At 73.5% G+C, this 4,372-nt stretch carries 4 protein-coding genes and 1 pseudogene; all 5 read left to right on the plus strand.

Annotation, left to right across the window (positions count from 1 at the left end):
* A pseudogene (locus AB0C29_RS35830) lies at window positions 1–301 on the plus strand (sensor histidine kinase); the annotation flags it as partial.
* A complete protein-coding gene (locus AB0C29_RS35835) occupies window positions 298–909 on the plus strand; it encodes a response regulator transcription factor (RefSeq protein ID WP_360829994.1) in 612 nt (203 codons plus the stop codon). The pseudogene AB0C29_RS35830 and the gene AB0C29_RS35835, both read left to right, overlap by 4 nt.
* A gap of 158 nt (window positions 910–1,067) precedes the next feature.
* Window positions 1,068–1,931 carry a sigma-70 family RNA polymerase sigma factor gene (locus AB0C29_RS35840; protein WP_360829997.1) on the plus strand — a complete coding sequence of 288 codons (864 nt, stop codon included), beginning with the start codon at window positions 1,068–1,070 and terminating at the stop codon, window positions 1,929–1,931.
* Between the two features lie 177 nt (window positions 1,932–2,108).
* Window positions 2,109–3,698 carry an ABC-F family ATP-binding cassette domain-containing protein gene (locus AB0C29_RS35845; protein ID WP_360829999.1) on the plus strand — a complete coding sequence of 530 codons (1,590 nt, stop codon included), beginning with the start codon at window positions 2,109–2,111 and terminating at the stop codon, window positions 3,696–3,698.
* Window positions 3,699–3,702: 4 nt separating this feature from the next.
* The coding region (locus AB0C29_RS35850; protein WP_360830002.1) for a site-specific integrase at window positions 3,703–4,372 on the plus strand (670 nt) is incomplete at its 3' end.

A 4,372-nucleotide genomic window follows, 5' to 3' on the forward strand; every position in this document is an offset into this window, starting at 1 on the left:
CGCGGAGCTGCCGGGGGCCACCGATGCGGTGCCCACGCGCAACCGGGAGCTGTTCGCGTGGACGATCCGGGAGGCGGTCACCAACGTGGTGCGGCACAGCCGGGCGGGGCATTGCGCGGTGCGGCTGGCGCCGCAGAGTGTGGAGATCGTCGACGACGGGCCGGGTGACGGTGCGCCGGCCGGCGACGGTCAGGGTCTGGTCGGGCTGCGGCGCCGTGCTGACGCGGCCGGGGCGACACTGACGGTCGGTCGCCGGGGCGACGGGCCGGGTTTCCGGGTACGGGTGGAGGTGCCGGCATGATCCGGTTGTTGCTGGCCGACGACCAGGCGCTGGTCCGCGGGGCGATGGCGGCCCTGCTCGACATGGAGCCCGATCTGCAGGTGGTGGCCGAGGTCGGCCGGGGTGACGAGGTCGTCGACGCGGTCCGGGGTCATGCCGTGGACGTGGCGCTGCTGGATGTGGAGATGCCGGGGCTGGACGGGGTCGCGGCGGCGCGGGCGTTGCGGGCGGCGGTGCCGGGCTGCCGGGTGCTGATGGTGACCACGTTCGGCCGGGCCGGGTATCTGCGGCAGGCGATGGCCGCCGGCGCCAGCGGTTTCGTGGTCAAGGACACTCCGGCGCGGCAGCTGGCCGACATGGTGCGCCGGGTGCACGAGGGGCTGCGGGTGGTCGATCCGGCCCTGGCGGCGCAGTCGCTGGCGCACGGGGACTCGCCGCTGACCGAGCGGGAGAGTGATGTGCTGCGGGCGGCCCGTGACGGCGGCACGGTGGCTGACATCGCCCGGGAGCTGCGCCTGTCGGAAGGCACGGTGCGTAATCACCTGTCGTCGGTGATCGGCAAGACCGGGGCGCGTACCCGGGCCGAGGCGGTCCGCCTGGCCGTCGACAACGGCTGGCTGCTGGCGTAGCCGCAGCTCGTTGCCGCCCTCGGGCGGACTTTAGGCTTTTTCGCAGTGCAACCGTCCGGCAACCGAACGCGACCGGAGTCTGCACCCAGCGCCACGAAAAGTTCCCCCTGTCAGCCGGTGAGCCGTCACCGGGCGACACACACGAGGGGGAACACACGATGTCCGCAGCCACGACGAAGACCGTCAGCCGCGAGCTGGAGCAGCTGATCCGCGAGAACATGCCGCTGGTGGGTCACCTGGTCCGGGAGATGTTGTTCAAGGTTCCCGCGCACGTGCACCGCGACGACCTGGCCTCGGCCGGGTACGCGGCGCTGGTCACGGCCGCGCAGGCGTTCGACGCGGGCCGGGGCATCCCGTTCGGGCGCTTCGCCGCCGTGCGGGTCCGCGGGGCCCTGCTGGACGAGTTGCGCAGCATGGACTGGGCGAGCCGGTCGGTGCGGGCCCGGGCCCGCCGCGCGGACGTGGCGCGGCAGGAGCTGACCGCGCAGCTGGGCCGCACGCCGAGCCCGTCGGAGCTGGCCGAGCTGCTCGGCGTGGGGGTCAGCGAGCTGGCCACGGTCGACGACGACGTGCAGCGCGCGGCGGTGCTGTCGTTGCAGGGTTTCACCGCCGGGGCGGCCGAGGACATGGTCACCGAGGACTCGATGAACCCGGAGGAGACGCTGCTGCACCGCGAGCGCATCGGTTACCTGCACGATGCGGTGGCGGTGCTGCCGGAGCGGCTGCGGTTCGTGGTCGAGGCGTCGTACCTGCAGGAGCGGCCGCTGGCCGAGGTCGCCGCGGAGCTGGGCGTCACCGAGTCGCGGGTGTCGCAGCTGCGGACCGAGGCTCTGGCGCTGCTCAAGGACGGTCTGAGCACGCACATGGAGCAGCAGGACGCCGGCCCGGCCAAGGGTGACGGTTGCGTGGCGCGGCGCCGGGCGGCGTACGCGGCGCAGATCGCGGCGCGCAGCACGATGGCGTCGCGGCTGGCCGTGACCGACGTGCAGGGCATGCAGACGTCGGTCGCCTACGCCGCCTGACAAATGAGTTGCGGCACCGCCGGGACCGCGTCAGAGTGGTTCCCGAGCACCTGCCGCCGAGCCCGAGGAGTCGTCACCTCCGTGTGATACCGACCCGACCCGTGCACGCGCCGCCCTTCGCTGGTCGCGCGCGGGTCGCCGTACCCCTGTCGGTATCGGTCCCTGGAGGACTCCTTGTTGAAAGCCGCTTCGATCAGCCGCGCCCACGACGGTGATCTGCTCTTCTCCGACCTCGACCTGATCGTCGGTCCCGGCGACCGCATCGGTGTCGTCGGCCCCAACGGGGCCGGCAAGACGACGCTGCTGCGCGTGCTGGCCGGCGAGCTCACGCCGACCTCCGGCAGTGTGACCCGCGCCCCCGGCACCCGGGTCGGGTACGTGCCGCAGCAGGTCGCCGACCCGCAGGGCACCGTCGGGGAGTTCCTCACCGCCGGGCTCGGTGAGCTCGCCGCCGTCACCGAACGGCTGCGGCAGCTGGAGGCCGCGCTCGAGCGTGGCGCCGACGTCCTCGACGAGTACGGCCAGGTCCAGGAACGCTGGACCGCCCTGGAGGGCTGGACCGGCGAGACCCGGCTGACCGAGATCCGCCAGCGTCTCGACATCGACCACCTGCCCGCCGACCTGCGCCTGAGCGAGGTCAGCGGCGGTGAGCAGGCCCGGCTGCTGCTGGCCCGGGCCCTGCTGGACGCCCCCGGGCTGCTGCTGCTCGACGAACCCACCAACCATCTGGACGCCGAGGGCGCCGCCTGGCTCGCGGACTGGCTGCGCGACTTCCCCGGCGGGGTGCTGGCGGTCAGCCACGACCGGGCGTTCCTGGACGCCGTGGTCACCCACGTCGTCGAGCTCGACGGCATCCACGAGCAGCCCCAGGACTATCCCGGCGGCGGCTACACCGCCTACCGGCAGGAGAAGGCCCGCCGCTGGCAGCGGCTGCTGCTGGACTACGAGGCGCAGGAGAAGGACCGGATCCGCTGGGAACAGGACATCGAACGCACCAAGCAGCAGGCCCGGTTCGTCGAGACGACCGTCCGGTCCGGGGTCGAGGCGCCGCACCTGCGCCGCATCGCCAAGAAGGTGGCGCAGAAGGCCAAGGCCCGCGAGCGGCGGCTGCGCCGGCAGATGGAGTCGGCCCGGTGGATCGCCGAGCCGCGGACCCGCCCGCCGCTGACCCTGGCGTTCCCGGCCGACGAGCGCGCCGACCACGACACCGTGCTGGCCGTGCACGACCTGACCGTCAAGCTCGGCGACCGGACCCTGCTCGACGGTGTCGATCTGGACGTGCGGCGCGGCGACCGGATCCTGATCACCGGCCGCAACGGCGCCGGCAAGACCACCCTGCTGCGCGCGATCGCCGAGCACGCCGAGGTGGAACTGGCCGTGCTGCCGCAGACCTCCGACGGGTTGCGCACCGGCACGACGGTGCTGGACTTCTTCCGTTCCCGGGTGCCGGTCTACGCCGAGGACGCCGAACGGCTGCTGGCCGGGCACCAGTTCGGGCCCGACCAGTGGGGGGCGAGCCTGCGCAGCCTGTCCGCCGGGGAGCTGCGGCGGCTGCTGCTGGCCGTCATGGTCAACAGCCCGGCGCGGATCCTGCTGCTCGACGAGCCGACGAACTTCCTGGACTTCGACGCGCTGGAGGTCATCGAGCAGGCGCTGCGCGCGTACCGGGGGACGCTTTTGACGGTGACCCACGACCGGTACTTCGCCGGCGCCGTCGGGCACACCCGTACCTGGCATGTCGCGGACGGTCAGGTGCGGCAGAGCTGACACGATGGTGGCCATGTCGACGCTGATCCCCAGGCAGAGCGCAGGCGTGGTCACCGTCGGCGGCAGCGCCGAACAGGTCACCGAGGCGTGGCTGGCCAACCGGCGGCTGTCGGCGCACACCCGCGACGCGTACCGGCGTGACGTCGCGGCGTGGCTGGCGTGGTGCGCGCAGCGGGAGGTGGACCCGTTGCGGGCGTCGTTCCTGGACGTCAACGCGTACGCCCGGGGCCTGGAGGCGCAGTCGCTGGCCCCGGCCACGGTGGCGCGCAAACTGTCCGGGCTGTCCAGCTGGTACGACTTCCTGGTCAAGCTGCGCGCGATCGACGCGAACCCGGTCGGTGGCGCGGACCGCCCGCCGGTCTCCCGGGACCACTCCGCCACTGTCGGGCTGTCCCCGGAGGAGGTCGACGCGCTGCTGGGCGCCGTCGAGGCCGAGGCCGGGCCGGCGGCGCTGCGGCACCGGGCGGCTGTCGCGCTACTGGCCGACCTGGGTCTGCGCGTCGGTGAGCTGGTCGGCCTGGACGTCGCCGACGTCGGCGTCGAGCGTGGGCATCGCAGTGTGCGGTTCGTCGGCAAGGGCGGCAAGCCGCGGCGCCGGGCGCTGACCCCGTACGCGGCGGCCGCGCTGGACGCCTACCTCGATCAGCGCGCCACGGCCGAGGCCACCACCGCCG

Origin of the sequence: Actinoplanes sp. NPDC048791 (genome assembly GCF_040650095.1) — a bacterium.
GTDB lineage: Bacteria > Actinomycetota > Actinomycetes > Mycobacteriales > Micromonosporaceae > Actinoplanes.

What these genes read in the sequence shown, in the direction of transcription:
- AB0C29_RS35835 (WP_360829994.1), top strand. Translation starts at nt 298, where the DNA reads ATGATCCGGTTGTTGCTGGCCGACGACCAGGCGCTGGTCCGCGGGGCG.
- AB0C29_RS35840 (WP_360829997.1), top strand. Translation starts at nt 1,068, where the DNA reads ATGTCCGCAGCCACGACGAAGACCGTCAGCCGCGAGCTGGAGCAGCTG.